We start from the raw sequence: 23,652 nt of genomic DNA, 5'->3' as shown, positions 1-23,652 counted from the left end.
AAAATGATTAAATTTCACGTCTAACATTTTACATCTAACATTTAACTTTTTACAAACCAAAAAATATCATTTATGAATGTATTAAAACGCTCTCTTTTCATACTAAGCTTGCTTGGAACTGCTATTGTTTTAGTTCAATGTAAAAGCGATAAAAAAGCTGATACAGAAAAAGTTGCCACTGAAGGAAAAGATTTAGTTACAATTGAAAAATCAGAATACGGAACTACTGCAAAAGGAGAAAAAGTCGAAAGTTATAAACTGAAAAACCAAAACGGGATGGAAGTTGACATCATCACTTTTGGCGGTAGAATTACAGATTTGAAAGTACCAAATAAAGAAGGTGTTTCAGAAAATGTAGTAATCGGATTTAATTCTTTGGCGCAATACGAAAAAGAAAATCCGTTTTTTGGAGCATTAATTGGAAGATACGGAAACCGTATTGCAAAAGGGAAATTTTTATTAGATGGAAAAGAATATCAATTGGCAATTAACAATGCACCAAATGCTTTACATGGTGGTCCGCAAGGATTTTTTAATGTGGTTTGGAAAGCAGATGAGGTTAAATCTGGCGAAAACGCTTCTCTAAAATTATCTTATGTAAGTAAAGATATGGAAGAAGGATACCCAGGAAACCTAAAAGTTTTTGTGACTTATACATTAACAAATGATAATCAATTAGAAGTTTTGTACGAGGCAACAACAGACAAAAAAACGGTTGTTAACTTAACACAGCATTCATATTTCAATTTATCTGGAGATTTTACTAAAACGATCTTAGATCACGAATTGACATTAAATGCAGATAAATTAGTTCCAGTAGATGCAGATTTGATTCCGACAGGAAAATTAGAAGATGTTGCGGGTACGCCTTTCGATTTCAGAACTCCAAAATTAATTGGAAAAGACATCAATGCTAAAAATGACCAATTAGAAAAAGGAAAAGGTTATGATCACTGCTGGGTGTTGAATAACCCTGAAAAAGGAAAAACAATTATTGCAAAAGTATACCACGCAGCAAGCGGAAGAGTTATGGAAATGACAACAGACGAGCCTGGAATTCAGTTCTACTCTGGAAATTTCCTTGACGGAACTTTGCCAATGCCAAATGGAGGGACTTTTGCACACAGAACAGGATTATGTCTAGAAACAGAACATTATCCAGATTCTCCAAACCAGAAAAATTTCCCAACAACGGTTTTAAACCCGGGAGAAAATTATAAAACTAAAACTACTTTTAAATTCTCAGTAAAAAAATAGTTTTAGAATCTGTTAATTAGTTTAGTAATTCTCTAAAAACCTCGAAAGCTTGTGCTTTCGAGGTTTTTTTTTTGTAAATATTAGAGTGAATGCTTTCGATAAGTATTTTGTTAATTTTTTAGAATCTTTCTTACATTTGAGAAATAACTATCCTAAAAAGAACTTACTTATGAAGAAACCAGTCAAATTGCTAATGGCCGTATTAGCTTATTCTGTATGTGTAATAGCAAACGCTCAGGTTCAGATGAATTTTAAATTTGATACGCCTTATGGTAAAAATTCCACTGTCGGAAAATTTGTTGAACTCAATGGTGCTAAAATCTACTATGAAGAATACGGAAAAGGCGAACCTTTGTTATTGATTCATGGAAATAGTGGAAGTATTGAGACAATGGGAAATCAGATTGATTATTTTAAAAATAAATACAGAGTCATTGCTGCCGATAGTAGAGGACATGGCAAATCAGAGTTGAAAACGGATTCTTTAACATTTGTCCAAATGACAAAAGATACTGAAGCATTAGTTAATCACTTAAAACTGGATTCAATAAGTATTATTGGATGGAGTGATGGAGGAATTGTTGGATTGCAAATGGGTATTTCAGGGAAGTCAAAAATAAAAAAAATTGTAGCGATGGGTGCCAATTTACGACCTGATTCTACTGCTATTTATTCATGGGCGGTAAAAGGTCTTCAGAACGAGAGAAAACTGTTTAGTGCAAAAATTAAAGAAAAAGACACTAGCGAGAACTGGAATCTATTGAAACAAATTTCTGGACTTTTAGCAGATCAGCCTAATATTGTAGCAAAAGATTTATCAAAAATTAAAGCAAAAGTGCTTGTAATAGCAGGAGATAGAGACGTAATCAGAAATGAGCATACAGTTGAAATTTTCGAAAATATACCAAAAGCACAGTTATGCATTATGCCTGGAGAAACTCATTTTGCGCCGGCTTCAAGTCCGGAAGTATTTAATGCAATAGCAAATAAGTTTTTATCAGAACCTTTTAAAAGACCAGATTCAGATTTTACTAAATGGGGTAAATAAAATTAGATCAAGAGAATTGTATTATTTTAGCCATGAATTTCAACTTTATGTAATTCGTGGCTAAAAAACAAAAAAATGACTTTCAAACACCTATTCAAAGCTGAAGTAAATTGGACTTCCAAAAAAGACCCAATAGATTCTTCCAAAAGATTCTATAGTAAAAGTCATCAAATTAAAATTGAAGGAAAACCAATTTTACCTGTTTCGGCAGCAAAAGCTTTTAAAGGAGATCCTTCATTATATAATCCAGAAGATTTATTGTTAAGCAGTTTAGTTTCCTGTCACATGATGTCGTATTTATATGTTTGCTCACAAAACGGAATAGAAGTTTTGGAGTATTCAGACAACGCAGAAGCAACATTAGAAGTAAATCCAGACGGAAGCGGTCGTTTTGTAGAAGCAAGATTATATCCGAAAGTAAAAATCTCAAATCCAGACCAAATCGGATTAGCTTTAGAACTTCATAAAAAAGCAAATCAATTGTGTTTTATTGCTAATTCCTGCAATTTTCCTGTTTTGCATAATGCAAGTTGTGAAGTAGTATAAAAGAAAAAACCTCTTCCGTTAAGAAGAGGTTTTTATGTACCCGGAGCCGGAGTCGAACCGGCACGGTTTCCCACAGGTGTTTGAGACCAGCGCGTCTACCAATTCCGCCATCCGGGCGTAGCAGACGAAAAAATAAATGATAAATCAATTATTTTAACGCAATAGAATGAAGTCATAAATGGCGTCATTCCTTTAACACGGTGCAAATGTAAAAAATAATTTTAAACGAACTACTAAAAATACTTAAATTTTTGCTTTCAGTGTTCAATAAATTTTATAAATTTGCAGCTCGTTAAAACGAAGCACACACAACTAACTACATCCGAGACATTTATACACATTCTGCTTTATTGAAATATAAAGTTGAATTTTTTTAAAAGTAACGGGATAAAACAACAAATTACAATGTCGCACCTAGAACCAGAAGCTAAAATTTTTGCTTGTTCACAAAGTGTTTATCTTGCAGAAAAAATTGCAAAAGATTACGGAATTCCGTTAGGAAAAGTAACGATGTCAACGTATAGTGATGGAGAATTTCAGCCATCTTACGAAGAATCAATAAGAGGTTTACGAGTATTTATCGTATGTTCAACTTTTCCAAGTGCAGATAATCTGATGGAATTGTTGTTAATGATTGATGCGGCAAAACGCGCATCAGCAAGACATATTACAGCTGTTATGCCTTATTTTGGTTGGGCAAGACAAGATAGAAAAGACAAACCAAGAGTTCCAATTGGAGCTAAATTAGTAGCAAATCTACTAACAGCTGCAGGAGCAACAAGAATCATGACAATGGATTTGCACGCAGACCAGATTCAAGGATTCTTCGAAAAACCAGTAGATCATTTATTTGCGTCTACAATCTTTTTACCATACGTAGAAAGTTTAAAGTTAGAAAATCTAACAATTGCATCTCCAGATATGGGAGGTTCAAAAAGAGCATATGCTTACTCTAAGTTTTTAGAATCAGATGTAGTAATCTGTTACAAACAAAGAAAAGCAGCCAACGTTATCGATACTATGGAACTAATTGGTGAAGTAAAAGGACGTAACGTAATCTTAGTAGACGACATGATCGATACAGGAGGAACTTTAGCGAAAGCAGCAGACCTTATGATCGAAAAAGGAGCGCTAAGTGTAAGAGCAATTTGTACGCACGCTATTTTATCTGGTGGAGCATACGAGAAAATTGAAAACTCGAAACTGACAGAATTAATCGTAACAGATTCTATTCCGTTAAAGAAAGAGTCGAAAAAGATAAAAGTGGTAAGCTGTGCACCTCTATTTGCTGAGGTTATGCAGATGGTTCACCACAACAATTCCATCAGTGGAAAATTTATTATGTAAAAGCAGTAAGCTGTAGGCTTTAGGCCGTAAGCTTATATACTTTGCATAAAAAGCCTAAAGCATATTGCTTAAAGCTTACAGCAAAATAGAATATTTTATTAATAACTATATTTTTTTACAATGAAATCGATTACAATTAAAGGATCAGAAAGAGAAAGCGTGGGCAAAGTGTCAACTAAAGCCTTACGTAATGCTGGACAGGTACCTTGCGTTTTATACGGAGGAAACCAGGCAGTACACTTCTCAGCAGACGTTACTGCATTCAAAAACTTGGTTTACACTCCAAACGCTCACACTGTTGTGATCGAACTTGGAAAAGGAAAATCATTCAATGCAATTTTGCAAGATATCCAAGTTCACCCAGTATCTGACAAAATTTTACACATTGACTTCTTCCAATTATTTGATGATAAAGAAATCACAATGGAAGTTCCTGTAAAAATCGTTGGTACATCTAAAGGTGTTCTTGCGGGAGGTGTTTTACGTTTAAACCAACGTAAATTAAAAGTTAAAGCTTTACCAGCAAATCTTCCTGATTTTGTTGAAGCAGACATCACTCCACTTGAAATGGGTAATAAATTATACGTTACTAAAGTTGGAAAACCAGAGTACAAAATTATGCACCCAGACAACACTGTTGTTTGTCAAGTAAGAATCTCTCGTGCTGCTATGAAAGCTGCTCAAGAGGCTGCAAAAGCTGCAAAAGCTCCTGCAAAAGGAAAGAAAAAATAATTTTTTTCAAATCAATACAAAAGCCTCAATCTTACGATTGGGGCTTTTCTTTTTAAGTTTCTAAGAGACTGAGATGCTAAGTTTTTTTCTCAATTTCAGGCTGGGACGAAGTCGAAGCTCTTTTTTATGATTATTTTTTTAGAAGCAGAAAATCTTCGTTTTTGCAAGACGTGACGTTCCTGCCATCCGCTATATCTTTTCCCTGCTAAAGGAGCAGGAAAAAGGATGCCACTTCTGTCAGGGCTAGCAGGAAAATATCTTTTTTATAAGATCCTAAGTTGCTAACATTCTGAGAGACTAAGTTTTTTAGTCATTATCAAGCTCAGCGAAATCGAAGTCTTTGTGTTCTTTGCACATCTAGATAGAAACTATTTCTTCGCGCACTTTGCGTAAATCCTTCGCGTACTTTGCGGTTAAACCACGGCCAATAAAAAATTATCTAATTGTCGCATTTTCAAATTATCTAATTATCCAATTGCCACATTCTCTAATTAATCTTACTTTTGCGATCATGATAAAATGGATAACAAAACTGTTTTCATCACTATCAAAAGAAGAGAACATAGAAGACAATATGAAACCGGAGGTTCACGAACACCAAAAAAACAATATAAAAAACGTGAGTAAAAAATATTTAATCGTAGGATTAGGAAATATCGGAGCAGAATACGTAAACACCAGGCATAATATCGGATTTAAAGTCTTAGACTTTTTGGCCAAAAAAGAAGGACTTTCTTTTGAAACCGTAAAATTAGGTTCAATGGCTGAATACAAATTTAAAGGAAGAACTTTTTTTCTTTTAAAACCAAATACTTACATGAATTTAAGTGGTAAGGCGGTGAAATATTGGATGGATAAGGAAAACATTCCATTGGAGAATATTTTGGTCATTACAGACGATTTAAACCTGTCATTCGGAACTATTAGAATAAAGCCAAAAGGTAGCGACGGTGGTCATAATGGCTTGAAAAATATTAATTTAGTTTTAAATACTCAAAATTATACACGCTACAGATTTGGTATCAGTGACGAATTCAAAAAAGGACAGCAAGTAGATTATGTTTTAGGAGAGTGGACCGCTGAAGAAGAAGCAAAACTTCCAGAACGCTTAGAAACTTCAGCAGAAATTATTAGAACTTTTGGAACAGCTGGTTTAGAAAACACAATGACAACATTTAATGGTAAATAAAGATTTTCAGATGTTTATGTTGTAAAAATGTAAATTATCAATGAATTTAATTCAATTATAACGAAATAGTATTTTCAATTCCAAAGTTAAATGTCTAAATTTGGAATAAATTATTATAAACCATAAAAATTAGAATATCATGGCTTTTGAATTACCACAATTACCTTATGCATACGATGCATTAGAACCACATATTGATGCACGTACAATGGAAATCCATCATACAAAGCACCACAACGCCTATACTACAAATCTTAATGCGGCTATCGCTGGAACAGATTTAGAAGGAAAAACAATCGAAAACATCTTAATCAACTTAGATAAATCTAACGCTGCAGTTCGTAACAATGGTGGAGGTTTCTACAACCACAATTTATTCTGGACTGTAATGTCTCCAAACGGAGGTGGATTACCAACAGGAGATTTATTGGCTGCAATTGAAGCTTCTTTTGGATCTTTCGAAGAATTTAAAGCAAAATTTGCTAAAGCTGGAGCAACGCAATTTGGTTCTGGATGGGCTTGGTTAACAGTTCAAAAAGGAGGAAAATTAGAAGTTGTAGGTACTCCAAATCAAGATAATCCATTAATGCCAGAAGTTGCTGGTCACGGTGGAACTCCAATCTTAGGAATGGATGTTTGGGAGCACGCTTACTACTTAAACTACCAAAACAGAAGGCCAGATTATATTGAAGCTTTTTTCAGTGTAATTAACTGGACAGAAGTTGCTAGAAGATTTGCTTTAGATAAATAAGAAAATAGAGCATAGAATATAGAAAAAAGACGAGCCATAGGTTCGTCTTTTTTTTATGCTCAATTTTTAAAAGTCTTTATTCTGCACTCTATTTTCTTTTTTTCTGAAAAAAAAAGAAAATAAAAAAGGTGGAACTTCTTCCACCTTTTTTGCCCCAAATCTACCATAAACTTAACCTACTAATGTTATGGTTCTGTAAAAGTATGGCAGATATTTTTTTGAATGAAACATTTCAGATAAAAGGCAAGTATATCCGATAAAAGACCTGTGTTGCTAGTTTTTAAAATTTTCTAGATTTATTTCAATAAAAAAGGCGGAATTTCTTCCACCTTTTTTGCCCCAAATCTACCATAAACTAACCTACTAATGTTATGGTTTAGTAAATGTATGGCAGTAATTTTTATAAAGAAAAATTTTTAGATGAAAAGCAATTATACTCGATGAAAAGTATTTAATCAGCTGTTTTTCAGTCAATTACAATTAAAAAATAAAAAAGGCGGAAGTTACTCCGCCTTTTTTGCCCCAAATCTACCATAAACTAACCTACTAATGTTATGGTCTAGTAAATGTATGGTAGTTATTCTTGTGAAGAAAAATTTTCAGATAAAAGGTAAGTAAATCCGATGAAGAGATATAATCGGCTGTTTATAAATAGTTTGAGTTTATTCCAATAAAAAAGGTGGAATTGCTTCCACCCTTTTTGCCCCAAATCTACCATAAACTTAACCTACTAATGTTATGGTATTTCAAAAGTATCATAGCTTTTCAACTTCACCAAAGAAATAGGATGAACGGCAAAAAAAACCGATGAAATGCACAATTTAACCTTTTATTAGTATTTTATTAATACGCTCTAGCGTCTTTTCCTTCGTAAAAATTCATGAAAGCACGATTTACAACTCGATTTCCACCTGGAGTAGGATAATCTCCTGTGAAATACCAATCACCTAAATTTTTAGGACATGCTTTGTGCAAATCGTCAACTGTTTGGAAGATGATTTTTACTTCAGCATTAATTTCTGGCGAGCTTAACATTTCTGCAATTTTATCTGAAATCTCCTCGTCTGTAAATTGGTCATAAATTGCTGTTACATAGTTTACAACATCTTTATCAAGGAAATTTTCTTGAGCTTTACATTTTGCATAAACTTCATCTACAATATGATAAAGGTTTCTTTCTTTTAATAAAGCAAGTGCTGCTCTAAAAGCAACTAAACCTTCTAGTTTTGCCATATCAATTCCGTAACAATCCGGATAACGAATTTGCGGAGCAGATGAAACGATTACGATACGTTTTGGTTTTAAACGATCCATCATTTTAATGATGCTCATTTTCAATGTAGTACCACGAACAATACTATCGTCGATAATAACCAAATTATCTTCTGGTTTAATTACACCATAAGTAACATCGTAAACGTGCGCTACTAAATCATCACGGCTGCTATCTTCAGTAATAAAAGTTCTAAGTTTAGCATCTTTAATCGCGACTTTCTCTGTACGAATCTTTACAGCTAAAAGTTCCTGAAGGGTTTCTGTTGTTAATGTATTTCTATTTTCAAGAATATAATTGTTTTTTCTCTGATTTAAGAAATCCTGAGCAGCTTCAACTAAACCATAAAATGATGTTTCGGCTGTATTTGGAATATAAGAGAAAACAGTGTTGTCTGTATCGCTATCAATCGCTTTAAGAACAGCAGGTAAAATTAATTTTCCTAAATCTTTACGCTCTTGATAGATTTCAGCATCACTTCCTCTTGAGAAATAGATTCTTTCGAACGAACAAGCTTTTTTGATTGTTGGTTCCAAGATTTGATTCATAGAAACATTTCCGTTTTTCTTGATGATCAAAGCATGACCAGGATCAATTTCCTGAACGCTTTCAAAAGGAACATTAAATACAGTTTGAATAACCGGTCTTTCAGAAGCTACAACGACAACTTCGTCATCTTGATAAAAATAAGCTGGACGAATTCCTGCTGGATCTCTAAAAACAAATGCATCACCATGACCTAATAAACCTGCCATAGCATAACCTCCGTCTAAGTTTTTAGCAGAACGAGCTAAGATTTTAGCAATATCTAAACGTTCTGCAATTACTGGCGAAGCATCTCTTTTAGAATATCCTTCAGCTTTACAGTCCTGATATAATTGCATTACTTCTTTGTCTAAGAAGTGACCAATTTTTTCCATTACAGTAACAGTATCAGCCATTTCTTTTGGATGCTGTCCTAATTCAACTAGATTTTCGAAAAGTTCTTTAACATTAGTCATATTAAAGTTTCCGGCCAAAATTAAGTTACGGTGCATCCAGTTGCTTTGACGCAAAAATGGGTGAACGCTTTCGATGCTGTTTTTTCCAAAAGTTCCGTAACGAACGTGACCTAAAAACAATTCTCCAACATAAGGAATATTTGCTTTTAGCTCTTTCATATCGTCTCCAAGTTCTGGATGCGCTTTTAGTTCTTCGCTAACGCGCTCATTGATTTGTTTGAAAACATCTTGTATAGGTTGCGAATGATTAGAACGAACTCGGCTAATGTAGCGCTGTCCAGGTTCTACATCAAATTTAATGCTAGCAAAACCAGCTCCGTCTTGTCCGCGGTTGTGCTGTTTTTCCATCATTAAATACATCTTCTGAATTCCGTAAAAAGCAGTTCCGTATTTTTCTTTATAATATTCAAGCGGTTTTAGTAGTCTAACTAAGGCTATACCACATTCGTGTTTTAAAGCGTCGCTCATTGTTTTTTGTTATTTGTGTGTTGTTGTAAGTTGTGTGTATTAACGTAATAAAAAAAGCCCCGTTTTATCGAGGCTCTTAGGCATTATATTTCTATGTCAAACTGAGTTAACGACTTAAATTGCTGTAATCGAATCGCTACTTCGGCTTTGCTTAATGATTCCATCCTTTCGGTTCCAAATTTTTCAACGCAGAACGAAGCTAAATTTGAACCGTAAATAATTGCATTCTTCATGTTGTTGAATGAAATGTTTTCGCTCTGTGCAATAAATCCAGAGAAACCACCTGCAAAAGTGTCACCTGCTCCAGTTGGATCAAAAACATCTTCTAATGGTAAAGCTGGTGCAAAGAAAACTTCTCTGTTATGGAATAAAAGTGCTCCGTGTTCTCCTTTTTTGATCACCACATATTTTGGTCCCATGTCTTGGATTTTAGAAGCTGCTTTTACTAATGAATATTCGCCAGAAAGCTGTCTAGCTTCTTCGTCATTGATTGTAATAACATCTACACGTTTAATAACGTCTAATAATTCTGGAAGAGCGCAATCCATCCAAAAGTTCATAGTATCTAAAACTACTAATTTTGGTTTTTTCTCCATCTGATCTAAAACACTGCTTTGAACTAATGGATGTAAGTTTCCTAGCATCACAACATCAGCATCTTTGTAGTTTTGAGGAACTTTTGGCTGAAAATCAGCTAAAACGTTCAATTCTGTTACGAGAGTGTCTCTAGAATTTAAATCGTTGTGGTATAAACCGCTCCAGAAAAAAGTCTTTCCACCTTTTACAATTTCGATACCAGAGATATCAATATTTTTTGAAGTTAAAAGATCTAAATGTTCTTGAGGGAAATCGTCGCCAACTACAGAAACAATGGCCGATTGCAAGTTAAAAAATGAAGCTGATAAACCAATATACGTTGCAGCACCACCTAATATTTTATCTGTTTTTCCGAAAGGAGTTTCAATCGCGTCGAAAGCAACTGTTCCAACAATCAATAGTTTATTCATTTTATGAATTTCGAATTAGGGTGCAAAGATACTTCATAAGTTACAATCTTGCAACGGTTTAGGGTCTCAAAATTTTCTTAAAAAAATGAAGGTGTTTTTGAAGTAAAACTATTGTAAATGAATGGATTAAAATTGATTTTTCGCAGTGTTTATAATAGGTTTTTTGAATTTAAGATGCAACTTTTTTGAAAATAATTGCGAATAATTTACACCTGATTCTTCCATCTTATTTTTTTAAATGAAGAGAATTTTCTTGTTTTCGATTAAAACACGAAAAATGATTTTTAATTTATTTTATATTTTTAATCCAATTGATTGCATCGTTCATTGGCTCTTCAGACTTTGAAAAAGCTGTATTGTGACCCAAGTTTGGAAATAATTTATAGTCATAAGGTTTCCCTTTAGATTTTAATGCATCAAGATATTCGATTGATAGATTCGCAGGGACTTGAATATCTTTACCTCCAAAAATCCATATTCCTGGAATTGATAATTTAGCAAGAATACCTTTAGGGTCTGTGTCAACAAATTCGTATTTATCTGGGTCATTGAATACATGTTTTCTTGCCTCTTCCTCTGAATGTGTGTCCCAAAAATTTTTATCTCCATTTGTATAGAATTGGAATCTCAATTGTTCTTTAACCGATATAAGAGCGCCACTAAAGATGGTCATAAATTTAACTTTCTTATTTTTCTCTGCGGCCAATGGAATTATCCATCCAGCTTGACTGCCTCCGATTAAACCGATTGATATTTTATTATTTGATAAGGATTTAGATAAAGTATTTACAGCGGCACTTACATCTAAAGACAAAAGATTTAGATTTGAAAAATCAACATTGTTTGTTCCTACTTCTGGTCCAGCATATATGCCGCCAGATTCTCCAACTCCACGTTTGTCATACGTTAAAACTGCAACTCCATTGTTGGCTAAAGTTGTAGCAAAGTCTATCATTCTTTTTTCTTGTCCAGATCCATGAACAATTACAACGGCTGCTTCTGCATTGTTGGGTATAAAAAGAGTTCCAGCAAGTGAAACTCCTTCGCTAACAAATTTTATTTCTTTAGTGGTAAAGTTTGATGGAATTGCTGACGCATAATTTGTAATAAATAACAACAACATTATAATAGAATGTGTGTATGTTTTTTTTGTTCTTAGAGGGTGTTTAAAAACCGTTGTTTTATTTTTCATCTTTAAATCTATAATTGATATTTTTTGTCAAAATAATTCTTCAAAATTCCAACTTGAACCAAAATCATAATTGGAACAATCAGAATGGCATACAAGATATTTTTAGAAAAATGAACTCCAGAAAATGCTGTTGAGATTCGGTCAGAATATAATTTCCCGACTTCGTCAATTTTGAAATCAGTTTCTGAAACCGAGAATAGAGAAACATAAATTATTAAAGCTGCGACAGCTAAGCCAATTGAAATCCAGATTGGTTTAGAAATTAAAGGTTTGTATGTTTTGAGTTTTTTCTCTTCTAAAAGATGAATATCTGCCATTATTTTAGAAGTAAAATCTATTGATGGAGACTGCAGTTTGTCTTCCGCCATCATTTTCTCAATAAGTTGTTCTATATTTTTATCGCTCTCTTTCATAACATTCTATTATTTCTGGTTCTAACTGCTGTCTCAAAATTACAGCTAATTTCTGACGGCTCCTAAATAACTTTACTTTGGCATTGTTGGCCGATATATTCATGATTTTTCCAATTTCTTCTAAATTTTGATCATCAAAATAAAATAAGGTCAAAAGGAAGTTTTCATCACTCGGTAATAAATTTAAACATTTCTGAATGGTATACTTTCGTTCTTTTTCTTCTAAAGCACTCAAAGCGTTGTCCATTGTTTTAATTAAATGAGAAGAAAAATCATCAATAGAAATATTCAAATCTTCTTTCTTGTTTTTCTTCAAACGATCCAGACAGGTATTATAAGCAATTTTGTAAATCCAGGTCGAAAATTTAGATTCGCCTTTAAATTTTGTCAATGAATTATAAATTTTTATAAAAGTGTCTTGAGCTATTTCTTCTGCTTCTTCACGATTTTTAACCATTTTAAGAGCTAAAGTAAAGATCATATCTTTATATCGATCCACAAGAACGGCAAATGCATTGGTCTCGCCTTGCAAAATTTTATCGATATAATGTTGATCATGTATTGTGCTCATATTATATAGGACGATAGTTTGCTTGTTTAGGTTACAAGAAATTGGAAAATAAATTCCAAACTTTTTAAATTGCTTCGCCCGTTCGCTATCGCTCGGGTCCAAATTTCAATCTTTAATATATAATAAAGTATAGGAGTTGAACTTTGTCAAAGTTTTAAACTTTGTCAAAGTTGCGGTGATCAATTGATTTTTATTCAAAATTAATTGATAATCAGTTAGTTTTGGAATTTTGGATTTAAAAATTGAAATTTTTCACCAAAAGTTGTAACCTCATTTTAAAAAGTCTCGTCATATGAGGTATATCAATCAATTAAAAACATAAAATATCATGGACGAAAAAATTTTAATTCCAATCAGTCTTTTCTTAATGATCTTCGGGATTGTTTATTTAATTTATTCAACAAGAAACAGAGAGCGTTTGGCTCTTATAGAAAAAGGAGTAGATGCAAGTATCTTTTTACAAGGAAAAGGAAACGGGGTTCCGGCCTGGAAAGTGTTTGTTGTAAATATAGCTTTCCTATTAATAGGATCGGGTGTTGGAATTTTTCTAGCGTTATTAATTACAACTTATACGTCTCTAGATGATGGTGCCGTTTATCCTTCAATTATTTTCATCATGGCAGGAATTGGACTTTTGACGGGTTTTAAAACTGCTAAAGATTTAGATAAAGAATAAATAAGAAATAAAGTTAGTACAAAAAACGCATCAAGTAATTGATGCGTTTTTTTATTGTTTAGACCCGATGGTTTCGTAATATACGTCAACCGAAAGTTTAGGTTGCATGGATGCCATAACGGCCAATTGATCGCAGCGCTCATTTTGCGGATGATTGTTGTGACCTTTAATCCATTTAAAATCGACTTGGTGTTTGCGGTAGACAATTAGAAAACGTTTCCATAAATCTGGATTTTTTTTATCCTTATAGCCTTTTTTCTCCCAGCCAAAAACCCATTTTTTTTCAACAGAATCTACAACGTATTTTGAATCAGAAATGACCAAAACTTTCATATTTGGCTTTTTTAATTTTTCTAATCCCACAATTACAGCCAGAAGTTCCATTCTATTATTTGTAGTAAGACGAAAACCTTCGTAAAATTCTTTTTTATGAGGAGTGCCAACCAATTCCATTACCACGCCGTAACCGCCATTGCCAGGATTTCCTTTTGCCGCGCCATCTGTATATATATGTACTTCGTGATTCATTTATTTTAGACTTCTTAGAATTTTAGATTATTAGACTTCTTAGATTGTTGAATTATTAGAATTTCAGATAAAAGAGGGTCTTAAGTTTTATTCGAAAAATATAAAAGCTAAGAAGTCTTATGTCTAAGAAGTCTAACAATCTAAACAATTTATTGTTCTAATATTTTATGAATAATCTCTGGGAAATGTTTTTGTTCCAGTTCATGAATCTTTTCTGCAACGGTTTCTGGAGTGTCTTGGTCTGTTAAGGCCACATTTGCTTGAAATATAATAGCGCCTTCGTCATAATTTTCATTAACGTAATGAATTGAGATTCCGGTTTCTTTTTCCTTATTATTAACTATAGCTCTATGTATGTGCATTCCGTACATTCCTTTTCCACCATAATTAGGTAAAAGTGCCGGATGTATGTTTATTATTTTGTTTGGATATTGTTCGATGATGTTTTCGGGAAACTTCAATAAAAAACCAGCCAGAATTATCAAATCTGGGTCGATTTCCTGTACTTTTTGTAATACATTTCTCTCTAAAAGTTCGTTTTTTGAGAAGATTTCGACTGGAATTTGATGATTTTTTGCTCTTTCAATCACTTTTGCCGAAGCATTATTTGTAAAGACCGAAACGACCTTTGCAATTTCGGTGTTCGAAAAATATTTTATAATGTTCTCTGCGTTAGTTCCTGATCCTGAGGCAAAAACGATAATTTTTTTCATAAAGCTGCGTGTTTTAAGACTGCAAAAAACGGAATAAAAATTGAAAATAAATAGCTTTAAAAGACCTTTCTTGAAATTAATTTTATAAATTAGTGTCACATTTATAAACTAAATAGTTGTTTTAAAATAAAGTTTTTTATTTTTGCCAACAAATTAAATTCTAAAATTAAAGATTATGTCAGACATTGCATCAAGAGTAAAAGCGATTATCGTAGACAAATTAGGTGTTGACGAAAACGAAGTTGTAACAGAAGCAAGCTTCACTAATGATTTAGGAGCTGACTCATTAGACACTGTTGAGCTTATTATGGAATTCGAAAAAGAATTTGATATTCAAATTCCGGACGATCAAGCAGAAAACATTGCTACTGTTGGTCAAGCTATTTCTTATATCGAAGAAGCAAAAAAATAATAATACCACACCCGATTTCTAAAAGTCCCAATTTTTGAGATTCCAAATTCCAGGTTGGATTTTGATTTTTGATTTTTGAAATTTTTAAGGATCGGGTGTTATTATTTTTTTAAAATTTAAATTTCGATTGGTTTTCAATCAAAAAGATATATTTATATTGTAATTCCCATGGCTCTTAAGTAACAATAAGTTAAGAAAGCGTGGGTTTTATTTGTTTAAAGTACAAAACACATATTTATGGCATTAAGGCGAGTTGTTGTAACAGGATTAGGTGCACTTACTCCTATCGGGAATAATATCCAAGAATATTGGAACGCACTTGTGAATGGGGTTAGCGGAGCGGCTCCTATAACATATTATGATACAGAAAAGCATAAAACGAAATTTGCCTGCGAAGTAAAAAACTTCAATATTGAAGATTACATGGATCGTAAGGAATCTCGTCGATTAGATAAATTTGCACAATATGCAATTGCTGCCAGTGATGAAGCTATTAAAGATGCAGGAATCACAAATGATAACGTAAACAAACAAAGAGTTGGTGTTATCTGGGGAGCTGGAATTGGAGGTTTAGAAACTTTCCAAGATGAAGTGCTTTATTATGCAAAAGGTGATGGAACTCCAAAGTTCAACCCTTTCTTTATCCCTAAAATGATTGCCGATATTGCTCCTGCACATATTTCTATGCGTAATGGGTATATGGGACCAAATTATACTACGGTTTCTGCTTGTGCATCTTCTGCAAACGCATTAATCGATGCTTTCAACTACATTCGTTTAGGAATGTGCGATGTTATTGTTTCTGGTGGTTCTGAAGCTGCTGTTACAATTGCTGGTATGGGAGGATTTAGCTCAATGCACGCTTTATCAACAAGAAACGAAAGTCCAGAAACAGCTTCAAGACCTTTTGATGCAACCAGAGATGGTTTCGTTTTAGGAGAGGGAGCAGGAGCTTTAGTTCTTGAAGATTACGAACATGCTAAAGCCAGAGGTGCAAAAATCTACTGCGAAATTGGTGGTGGAGGTATGTCATCTGATGCTTACCACTTAACTGCGCCACATCCAGAAGGAATTGGAGTTATTGCAGTAATGGAAAACACATTGAGAGATGCTGGTATGACTCCTGATCAAGTGGATCATATCAATACTCACGGAACTTCTACTCCATTAGGAGACGTTGCTGAATTAAAAGCGATTAGCAAAGTTTTTGGAGATCACGCTAAAAACATCAACATCAACTCTACAAAATCAATGACAGGACACTTATTGGGTGCGGCTGGAGCTATTGAAGCAATTGCTTCGATTTTGGCCATGCAACACGGAATTGTTCCTCCAACGATTAACCATACAGTTGTTGACGAAAATATTGATCCATCTTTAAACCTTACTCTAAACAAACCTCAAAAAAGAGAAGTAAATGTTGCTATGAGTAATACATTTGGTTTTGGTGGACACAATGCGTGCGTATTATTTAAAAAATTAGTTGACTAATTTCTGTATATGAATATTATCAAAAAAATATTTTCTAAATCCCGTTCTCTAGAAGACGGGATTTTTTTTGACACTATTCAGAAAATTCTTGGTTTTCAGCCTTCAAGTATAGATTTTTACAGACGTGCATTTACACATCGTTCATCTAATAAATTAGATCAGAATGGGCATCCTATTAATTATGAGCGTTTAGAATTTTTAGGAGATGCTATGTTAAGTGCTGTCATTGCTGCGCATTTGTTTAATAAAGCTCCAAATGGCGATGAAGGTTATTTAACCAAAATGCGTTCTAAAATTGTGAGCCGTGAACATTTGAATGAATTAGGTAAAGATTTAAATTTAGTGCAATTTGTAGAAAGCAAAGTGCCAATTCAGCATTTTGGAGAAAACATTCACGGTAATATTTTTGAATCTCTTATAGGAGCTATTTATTTAGATAAAGGCTATTCTTTTTGCGAAAAATTTATTCAAAAAAGAGTAGTGACTCCTTATGTCGATATTGCGCGACTAGAAGGAAAAGTTATTAGTTATAAAAGTCTCGTTATCGAATGGTGCCAGAAAGAAAAAAGAGTTTTTCATTATGACATTTTTGAAGATAACGGAATAGACGGCCAGCGATTATTTGGTGTTAAATTAAGTATTGATGACAAAGTTGTTGCGAGAGCGAGAGCAACTTCAAAAAAGAAAGCCGAAGAGAAAGCCTCTCAGAGAGCTTATTTTGCGTTTCAAGAAAAAATTGACAAGAAATAGCTGCAAAAATGTTGTAACTATCACAATGCTACAACGTTTTCGTTTATAATTTAACAAAACAAGCATGTCATAACTGTTGAAGCTCCGTTTAGAAATAGTATATTTACAACTTGATTTTTCAAGACATGGCTATTCATAAATTGGATTTAGACGAATTTGACGAAATTGATTATTATTTAATGGCAATTCATACTTCATTAGAAGATTATAGATTGGCCTATTTTATCAATAAAATCCTTCCGATCAACTTAAGTAAGAGCAAAAACGAGATCCATGCTCAAACTAAGGAAGGTGAAGCAAATTTTTCCAGATTCTATTATTATGATGAAGAAAAAGCTGTTTCCTGGAATTTAATTCAGAATAAAAATGAAATCATTTCTGTGAGTACAAATGATTTCCAGAATTTGTTTTCTAATGAAACAAGTGAGGTTTCTACAACAATTCATTTACTTCCTGAATTCAAGAAAGTCGATTTTTTCCTGAAAATTGATAATAGCGAAGAGGCGCTTAATTTTTCAGAAATTCAACAAAAATTAAACACAATAGAAAGTATTGCGGCTATTTATGCTGTGGATACTGATAAAATAAAATCAAAAAACAATCTAATTTTTTAAAAAAAATGTTAACAAACAAGAAAACCAAAATTGTTGCTACACTTGGCCCCGCTTGTAGTACAAGAGAGATCATTAAAGATATGATCGATGCAGGTGTTAATGTGTTTAGAATCAATTTTTCGCATGCAGATTATGAAGGAGTAAAAGAAAAAATCAATATCATTAGAGGCTTAAACGAAGAGTTTGGTTACACAACTGCTATCCTTGGGGATTTGCAAGGACCAAAACTTAGAGTTGGTGTAATGGAAGAAGGTACTGTTGTAAATGATGGAGACGAAATCACTTTTACAACTGCTGAAGATATTATCGGAACATCAAAAAGAGTGTTCATGAAATATCAAAATTTCCCAAATGATGTGAACCCAGGAGAGCGTATCTTGCTTGATGATGGTAAACTTATTTTCGAAATTGTTTCTACAGATAAAAAAACTGAGGTTGTTGCTAAAGTTATTCAAGGTGGAGAATTAAAATCTAAAAAAGGAGTTAATCTTCCAAACACAAAAATTTCTTTACCAGCTTTAACTGAAAAAGATATTGCAGATGCGATTTTTGCCGTTGAGCAAAAAGTAGACTGGATCGCACTTTCATTTGTGAAAACACCACGTGATTTACAAGATTTACAAGAATTAATCGCAAAACATTCAGATGTTAAAATTCCAATCGTTGCTAAAATTGAAATGCCAGAAGCTCTTGAGAACATGGATAAAATTGTAGCATATTGTGATGGTTTAATGGTTGCTCGTGGAGATCTTGGTGTTGAGCTTCCAGCTCACGAAGTTCCGTTGGTGCAAAAAGATTTGATCAGAAGAGCTAAAACGGCTAGAATTCCTGTTATCGTTGCGACTCAAATGATGGAGACAATGATTACAAGTTTAACTCCAACTAGAGCAGAGGTAAACGACGTTGCTAACTCAGTAATGGACGGAGCAGATGCTGTAATGTTATCTGGAGAAACTGCTACAGGAAACTATCCAGTACAAGTAATTCAAAGAATGGCACAAATTTGCGAAGCTGTAGAAAATTCTCCGCTTATTCAAGTTCCTCAAAATACACCACAAATCAAAACTAAACGTTTCGTTACTAAAACAGTTTGCCACCAAGCAGCTTTATTAGCAAATGAAATCGAAGCTAAAGCAATTTGTACTTTGACAAATAGCGGTTATACGGCGTTCCAAATTTCGGCTTGGAGACCATCAACAGCTCATATTTTAGTATTTACTTCAAACAGAAGAATCTTAACACAATTGAATTTATTATGGGGAGTTAAATCTTTCTACTATGATAATGAAGAAAGTACAGACGATACTGTGACAGATGTAAATCAAATTGCAATCGAGAAAGGTTATGCGCAAAAAGGAGATTATTTAATCAACCTTGCTGCAATGCCAATTAAAGATAAAGGAATGGTTAACACGATGAGAGTTTCTGAAATCGAATAACAATCCTTCAAATAATTTTAAAAAGCCGCTTATTTTTTAAGCGGCTTTTTGTTTTATAAAAGTAAAATACTTTTCGAATTTGATATTTTGTCTTTTCCGGGTCATTTTATGACTTAATTTTCTGATAATCTGATAAAATTTTAGACGAAAAAAAAGATTTTTTTTGTTTCATTTCACTAAAATTTCAAAAAATATCTATACAGAAAATCACCTCAAGCTATTTTTTGCTCTCTTTCCACTCTGTTATAGCCAAAAACATAACTTCTTAATTTTCTGTTAGTTTGATATGTTTCATTTTGTAAAATGAAACATTTTGGTGCAAATTCTCCAATTATCTTGTTTCATTTTATAAAATGAAACAAGCTCATGCCGAATAAACATGATTGTTCGCTCTTTTATTAGTTAATTTGAGATACTTAAGAAAAAGTTAAAAATATTCTGTTTCAGATTTTAAAATAAAATGAATTTGAAACACATCAAAAAAATGCAACCTTGGTGGAGAGTATTTTTTGAAAGCGTACCATTTTCCCCATTTGTTTTTTTGGATTTTCAAGCTCATATAAATAACAAGAATCATTAACGAATTTTTATTATCATGAAACAAGTCAAATTTAAGTGCGGATTTGCAGATACTTTAAAGGTATTGGCATTGCTGTTTTTTTCGGGAGTTTCTGTTACAGCACAGAGCAAAAAACCAAATATTCTGGTGCTTTGGGGTGATGATATTGGAACGACTAATATTAGTGCCTATAGTGATGGAGTTATGGGATATACAACCCCTAATATTGACCGTTTGGCTAATGAGGGACTAAGGTTTTTACATTATTATGGAGAGCAAAGTTGTACTGCCGGACGTGCGGCATTTTTAACGGGACAGCATGGTCTTCGTACTGGTCTTACAAAAGTAGGTTTTCCTGGAGCTCCCATGGGAATGAGTCAGCTAGATCCATCTGTAGGAGGAATTATGAAAAGCTTAGGATATGTAACGGGACAATTTGGTAAAAATCACGTAGGAGACCGAAATGAAAGTTTACCAACAGTTAATGGTTTTGATGAATTCTTTGGAAATCTGTATCACTTAAATGCGGAAGAAGAGCCAGAATTACCAGATTATCCAAAAGATCCAGAATATTTGAAAAAATTTGGACCTAGAGGGGTTTTAAAATGTACAGCAACAAATGTTGATGATCCAACAACTGATCCTCGTTTTGGTAGAGTAGGAAAACAAAAAATTGAAGACACAGGAGCACTTACTAAAAAAAGAATGGAAACCGTTGATGATGAAACTTCTGCAGCAGCAATCGATTTTATCAAGAGACAAAGTGCATCTGGAAAACCATTTTTCTGCTGGTTCAACGCTACTCGTATGCACCTGCGTACGCATGTTAGAAAAGAGCATAGAGGAAGATATACACATGGAGATAGCGAATATATTGATGGTATGATCGAACATGATGAAACTATTGGAAGCATCTTGAAAGCATTGGATGATTTAGGAATTGCTGATAATACGATTGTAGTGTATTCTACAGATAATGGTCCTCATATGAATACATGGCCAGATGCAGCAATGACACCATATCGTTCAGAAAAAAATACTAACTGGGAAGGAGCTTTCCGTGTACCATGTATTGTACGCTGGCCAGGGCATATCAAACCAGGAACTGTAACTACTGAATTGATGAGCCATAATGACTGGATTCCTACATTCGCTTCAATTGCAGGAGAGCCAGATATTGTCAATAAACTTTTAAAAGGTTACTCCGCAAATGGAAAAACATACAAAGTGCATTTGGACGGTTTTGATCAAAGTAAATTTTTAGAAGGTAAAACTCCAAAAAGTGCTAGAGATAAATTCTTTTATACAGATGATGACGGACTTTTGGTAGGTTTGAGAGAAGGAGATTATAAATATGTTTTTGCGGAGCAACGCTTAGAAGGTACAATGGGAGTTTGGGCAGAGCCGTTTACAAAACTTCGTCTGCAAAAGATATTTAATTTGTACCAAGATCCTTATGAAAGAGCCGATATAACTTCAAATTCATTTTGGGAATGGCAATTAAATCATGTGCAAATGATGTACGGAGCAATACAAGATGTAGTTGTTTTTGCAGAAACATTCAAAGAATATCCTCCAAGATCAATTCCGCCAAGCTTCTCTGCTTATACTATTATGGAAGAAGCTATGAAAGATATCAAAGCAAAACAATATATAGAGAAAAATGTTTTGCCTAAAGTAAAAGAAGAAGAGACAGCTTCAAAAAAGAAAAAATAAATAATCTAAAAAGAGATTCAGGTTGAAAAATCTGAATCTCTTTTACTAACATAAAAACATCATGAAAAAAAGTATATATATATTGTCGTTGGTGGTTTTGTTTTTCTTTTCCTGTAAAAAATCGGATACAGTAACTTCTCCAACAGAAAATAAACAAGCAGAAACTACTGCAACAAATGGTGATCCGTTGCCAAGCTGGAATGATGGAGCGTTAAAAAAAGATATTATTGCTTATGTTGAAAAAGTAACCAAAGAAGGAAGTCCAGATTTTATTCCGGTAGAAAGCAGAATTGCGACCTTTGATAACGATGGGACTTTATGGGCTGAAAAACCATACGTTCAAGAACTTTTTGCTTTTTATAGAGTTAAAAAGATGGTAGAAACAAAACCTGAATTGGCACAAAAACAGCCTTTTAAGGCAGTTATAGAGAAAGACAAAACGTTCTTCGAAAAAGGAGGTGATAAAGCACTTATAGAACTCGTTGCAGCAACTCATACTGGAATGACCGAAGATGAATTTGAAGCTTCTGTTAATGACTTTTTTAAAACGGCACAATATCCGGGTAAAAATGTTCCAGTAAAACAAATGCGTTATCAGCCTCAATTAGAGCTATTGAACTATCTCCGTGCTAACGGATTCAAAACCTATATCGTTACTGGCGGAACAATCGAAGTCGTACGAGCAATATCTCAAGATTTTTATGGAATTCCGAAAGATCAGGTGGTAGGAACTTCTTTTAAATATAAATATGATGCAGCTAAAAATGCAGTACAGCGAGAAGCAGCTTTAGATCATTTTAATGATAAAGAAGGAAAACCAGTTGGTATTCAGTTGCACATTGGACAGCGACCTGTTTTTGCTTGTGGTAACGAAGGTGGTGCAGGCGATATTGCGATGCTGAAATATTCTCAAGGAAATAAATATCCTTCTTTTCAATTGCTTGTAAATCATAATGATTCTATAAGAGAATATAAATATCAAGAAAAGGATAATACATCATTAAATGCTGCAGCTCAAAACAAGTGGCATGTTGTAGATATGCAGAAAGATTGGAAAAAAGTTTTTGCAGATTAAATAAAAAAGTTTGCCGTATAAAGGTTAAAGAGTCGAAGTTTTTTTAGTAAATAAATTTAAGCCGTATGAAAAATTCTTTTTTAGCAATAGCATTGATGCTTGTAACTTTTACAATTTCGGCTCAGGAAGAAGCTGCAAAATCAGGAAACAGTGCACAAGAACTTGCCGATAAAATGGCAAATCCTGTAGCAAGTTTAATTAGTGTCCCGTTGCAAAATAATCTTACTTATGGAATTGGTCCTTATAATGGAATAAAATACCAGATTAATATACAGCCTGTTGTTCCTTTTAAGCTGAGTGAAAATTTAAATTTAATTACTCGCTATATTCTTCCGGTTGTAGATCAGCAAGATGTTACAGGAGAAAACACTCATGAATTTGGTTTAAGCGATGCAACAGTAACAGCATTTTTTGCGCCAAAAAGTAAAAAATTAATTTATGGAATTGGTCCTGCTTTTTTAGTGCCAACTGCGACAGAAAAATTTTTAGGAACAGAAAAATTCGGAATTGGACCAAGCGTTTTGGTCATGCATCAAGGCAAAGGGCTTTCTATAGGTTTTTTGGCCAATCAAATTTGGTCTGTTGCAGGAAATGCCGACAGAGCAGATTTCAATCAGTTTTATACCCAAATATTTCTAACACATAGCTATAAAAGTGGCGCAAGTCTAGGTGTTACTTCAGAAATAACGCAAAACTGGCAAGGAAATACAACTCTTATAACTCTTAGTCCAAACGTTGGTGCAATTACAAAATTAGGAGGTCAGACGATGCAATTTGCTGTTATGCCTTTAATACCAATCGTTGGACACCAGTCTATAAAACCAGATTGGGGATTAAGAGCGGTCGTAGCATTTATATTTCCACAATAATCTTTCGCAAGAGTT

23 protein-coding genes and 1 tRNA gene are annotated in these 23,652 nt (G+C 33.5%); 16 read left to right on the top strand and 8 right to left on the bottom strand.

Features of this window, described 5'->3' with window-relative positions; translation table 11 throughout:
- Nucleotides 1–72 precede the first annotated feature (72 nt).
- From AAYQ05_RS01100 to AAYQ05_RS01090, 3 genes are all read left to right on the top strand, one after another.
- Nucleotides 73–1,257 carry an aldose epimerase family protein gene (locus tag AAYQ05_RS01100; RefSeq protein WP_343540592.1) on the top strand — a complete coding sequence of 395 codons (1,185 nt, stop codon included), beginning with the start codon at nt 73–75 and terminating at the stop codon, nt 1,255–1,257.
- A gap of 169 nt (nt 1,258–1,426) precedes the next feature.
- Nucleotides 1,427–2,305, top strand: coding sequence for an alpha/beta fold hydrolase (locus tag AAYQ05_RS01095; RefSeq protein WP_343540591.1), 879 nt, complete (start codon nt 1,427–1,429; stop codon nt 2,303–2,305).
- A 75-nt stretch (nt 2,306–2,380) separates the two neighbouring features.
- A complete protein-coding gene (locus tag AAYQ05_RS01090; protein WP_343540590.1) occupies nt 2,381–2,851 on the top strand; it encodes an OsmC family protein in 471 nt (156 codons plus the stop codon).
- 37 nt (nt 2,852–2,888) lie between these two features.
- Here the strand turns inward: AAYQ05_RS01090 and AAYQ05_RS01085 are convergent.
- Nucleotides 2,889–2,968 (bottom strand) — tRNA-Leu (locus AAYQ05_RS01085).
- Nucleotides 2,969–3,256: 288 nt separating this feature from the next.
- Between AAYQ05_RS01085 and AAYQ05_RS01080 the strand changes: the two genes are divergently transcribed.
- The 4 genes from AAYQ05_RS01080 (at nt 3,257) to AAYQ05_RS01065 (ending at nt 6,870) form a co-directional block, all read left to right on the top strand.
- Nucleotides 3,257–4,198 (top strand): ribose-phosphate pyrophosphokinase, encoded by a 942-nt coding sequence (locus AAYQ05_RS01080; RefSeq protein WP_177211423.1) that lies wholly within the window; start codon nt 3,257–3,259, stop codon nt 4,196–4,198.
- Nucleotides 4,199–4,318: 120 nt separating this feature from the next.
- A complete protein-coding gene (locus AAYQ05_RS01075) occupies nt 4,319–4,930 on the top strand; it encodes a 50S ribosomal protein L25/general stress protein Ctc (protein ID WP_111368498.1) in 612 nt (203 codons plus the stop codon).
- A gap of 511 nt (nt 4,931–5,441) precedes the next feature.
- Nucleotides 5,442–6,119, top strand: coding sequence for an aminoacyl-tRNA hydrolase (pth, locus tag AAYQ05_RS01070; protein WP_343540586.1), 678 nt, complete (start codon nt 5,442–5,444; stop codon nt 6,117–6,119).
- Between the two features lie 139 nt (nt 6,120–6,258).
- A complete protein-coding gene (locus AAYQ05_RS01065; RefSeq protein ID WP_091490394.1) occupies nt 6,259–6,870 on the top strand; it encodes a superoxide dismutase in 612 nt (203 codons plus the stop codon).
- Between the two features lie 843 nt (nt 6,871–7,713).
- Here the strand turns inward: AAYQ05_RS01065 and AAYQ05_RS01060 are convergent.
- The 5 genes from AAYQ05_RS01060 to AAYQ05_RS01040 form a co-directional block, all read right to left on the bottom strand.
- A complete protein-coding gene (locus AAYQ05_RS01060; RefSeq protein ID WP_343540583.1) occupies nt 7,714–9,612 on the bottom strand; it encodes an amidophosphoribosyltransferase in 1,899 nt (632 codons plus the stop codon).
- Nucleotides 9,613–9,695: 83 nt separating this feature from the next.
- A complete protein-coding gene (locus AAYQ05_RS01055; RefSeq protein ID WP_177211420.1) occupies nt 9,696–10,619 on the bottom strand; it encodes a PfkB family carbohydrate kinase in 924 nt (307 codons plus the stop codon).
- Nucleotides 10,620–10,908: 289 nt separating this feature from the next.
- Nucleotides 10,909–11,811, bottom strand: a complete 903-nt coding sequence (locus tag AAYQ05_RS01050) for an alpha/beta hydrolase family protein (protein ID WP_343540582.1) — start codon at nt 11,809–11,811, stop codon at nt 10,909–10,911.
- 8 nt (nt 11,812–11,819) lie between these two features.
- Complete coding sequence (locus AAYQ05_RS01045; protein WP_343540581.1) at nt 11,820–12,224, bottom strand: hypothetical protein; 405 nt, start codon at nt 12,222–12,224, stop codon at nt 11,820–11,822.
- Nucleotides 12,208–12,795: an RNA polymerase sigma factor gene (locus AAYQ05_RS01040; RefSeq protein WP_343540580.1), complete on the bottom strand. Its 588-nt coding sequence runs from the start codon at nt 12,793–12,795 to the stop codon at nt 12,208–12,210. The genes AAYQ05_RS01045 and AAYQ05_RS01040 overlap by 17 nt, the downstream gene beginning before the upstream one ends.
- Before the next feature lie 328 nt (nt 12,796–13,123).
- On the opposite strand from AAYQ05_RS01040, the gene AAYQ05_RS01035 reads away from it, so the two are divergent.
- Entirely contained in the window at nt 13,124–13,471 is a 348-nt protein-coding gene (locus AAYQ05_RS01035) for a DUF6249 domain-containing protein (RefSeq protein WP_343540579.1), read from the top strand.
- Between the two features lie 51 nt (nt 13,472–13,522).
- Here AAYQ05_RS01035 and rnhA read toward each other — a convergent pair whose 3' ends face one another.
- A complete protein-coding gene (rnhA, locus tag AAYQ05_RS01030; RefSeq protein ID WP_281634457.1) occupies nt 13,523–13,999 on the bottom strand; it encodes a ribonuclease HI in 477 nt (158 codons plus the stop codon).
- 149 nt (nt 14,000–14,148) lie between these two features.
- Nucleotides 14,149–14,712: a phosphoribosylglycinamide formyltransferase gene (gene purN / locus AAYQ05_RS01025; RefSeq protein ID WP_343540577.1), complete on the bottom strand. Its 564-nt coding sequence runs from the start codon at nt 14,710–14,712 to the stop codon at nt 14,149–14,151.
- A gap of 175 nt (nt 14,713–14,887) precedes the next feature.
- On the opposite strand from purN, the gene AAYQ05_RS01020 reads away from it, so the two are divergent.
- The 8 genes from AAYQ05_RS01020 (at nt 14,888) to AAYQ05_RS00985 (ending at nt 23,637) form a co-directional block, all read left to right on the top strand.
- The gene (locus tag AAYQ05_RS01020; protein WP_007137004.1) at nt 14,888–15,124 is read left to right on the top strand and encodes an acyl carrier protein; all 237 of its coding nucleotides are present in this window, start codon (nt 14,888–14,890) and stop codon (nt 15,122–15,124) included.
- A gap of 237 nt (nt 15,125–15,361) precedes the next feature.
- Nucleotides 15,362–16,615 (top strand): beta-ketoacyl-ACP synthase II, encoded by a 1,254-nt coding sequence (gene fabF / locus AAYQ05_RS01015; RefSeq protein ID WP_343540575.1) that lies wholly within the window; start codon nt 15,362–15,364, stop codon nt 16,613–16,615.
- Nucleotides 16,616–16,624: 9 nt separating this feature from the next.
- Entirely contained in the window at nt 16,625–17,365 is a 741-nt protein-coding gene (rnc, locus tag AAYQ05_RS01010) for a ribonuclease III (RefSeq protein ID WP_177211413.1), read from the top strand.
- Between the two features lie 125 nt (nt 17,366–17,490).
- Entirely contained in the window at nt 17,491–17,979 is a 489-nt protein-coding gene (locus tag AAYQ05_RS01005; protein ID WP_095930692.1) for an IPExxxVDY family protein, read from the top strand.
- Between the two features lie 5 nt (nt 17,980–17,984).
- Nucleotides 17,985–19,418 (top strand): pyruvate kinase, encoded by a 1,434-nt coding sequence (gene pyk / locus AAYQ05_RS01000; protein WP_343540574.1) that lies wholly within the window; start codon nt 17,985–17,987, stop codon nt 19,416–19,418.
- A 595-nt stretch (nt 19,419–20,013) separates the two neighbouring features.
- Nucleotides 20,014–21,693, top strand: coding sequence for an arylsulfatase (locus tag AAYQ05_RS00995; protein ID WP_343540572.1), 1,680 nt, complete (start codon nt 20,014–20,016; stop codon nt 21,691–21,693).
- 61 nt (nt 21,694–21,754) lie between these two features.
- Nucleotides 21,755–22,768: an HAD family hydrolase gene (locus AAYQ05_RS00990; RefSeq protein WP_343540571.1), complete on the top strand. Its 1,014-nt coding sequence runs from the start codon at nt 21,755–21,757 to the stop codon at nt 22,766–22,768.
- A gap of 65 nt (nt 22,769–22,833) precedes the next feature.
- A complete protein-coding gene (locus AAYQ05_RS00985; protein ID WP_343540570.1) occupies nt 22,834–23,637 on the top strand; it encodes a hypothetical protein in 804 nt (267 codons plus the stop codon).
- The last annotated feature ends 15 nt before the right edge of the window (nt 23,638–23,652 follow it).

The organism is Flavobacterium movens, assembly GCF_039581425.1.
Taxonomy (GTDB): Bacteria; Bacteroidota; Bacteroidia; order Flavobacteriales; family Flavobacteriaceae; genus Flavobacterium; species Flavobacterium luteolum.
This window is presented reverse-complemented; position numbering and strand designations above follow the sequence as displayed.